General features: G+C 31.3%; 1 protein-coding gene. It reads right to left on the bottom strand.

The genetic code is table 11. The features are described from left to right. Positions 1-11 precede the first annotated feature (11 nt). The gene (locus MOK21_RS23655) at positions 12-545 is read right to left on the bottom strand and encodes a hypothetical protein (RefSeq protein ID WP_249076386.1); all 534 of its coding nucleotides are present in this window, start codon (positions 543-545) and stop codon (positions 12-14) included. Between the last annotated feature and the right edge of the window lie 30 nt (positions 546-575).

The following is a 575-nucleotide window of genomic DNA, read 5'->3' as shown; positions in this document are numbered from 1 at the left end:
TCCAATTTGAATCAATAATCAATTGAATTGGCTATATCTATCAAGGTTTCAGGAGTAACTTTATCTGATACTCGTTTATCAATACTTAGCATATACTGCCAATCATCTCTCTCGAAAACAAGTACATTAAATCCTGAAATAGTCATATAAGTGGCTACACTTCCATTTTTTAATTCAAAGGTTTTTACCACGTACTTCTCTCTTAAAGGAATATTATTCTTTATCGGTCGAACGTTAATTTTATAATGATTTTCGGGTAATTGATCATTTATAAACGTCACTTCAAATGAGTCATTAATATCGCCATCTAAATCATTAAACCTACCAAAATGATGTGTAAAGCTTATTGGTGGTACCCTAAGCGGAAGCTTAAGTTTTTGTTTGAAATGTTGTTCAAAATCTTCCGATGCAGTTTCCACAGTTTTGTAACCTATTTCAGGATAAATTTCTTCATAAGGACTGGGTTTATCGTTTGCAGTTGCATATATGGTCAAGAAAAAAAACAAACAAAATGAAATCAACAATAGTGAAATAGATCTGGTCATTTTCTAACACCTCAATGTATTTTAGGTGTA

Source organism: Lysinibacillus sp. BPa_S21 (genome assembly GCF_023337795.1).
Classification (GTDB): Bacteria; Bacillota; Bacilli; order Bacillales_A; family Planococcaceae; genus Lysinibacillus.
The sequence above is the reverse complement of the archived record's forward strand: the minus strand, read 5'-3'. Positions and strand labels throughout refer to the sequence as shown.

Bases quoted from the DNA above. Each gene is read 5' to 3' on its own strand.
- MOK21_RS23655 (WP_249076386.1), bottom strand. From the start codon at position 545: ATGACCAGATCTATTTCACTATTGTTGATTTCATTTTGTTTGTTTTTT.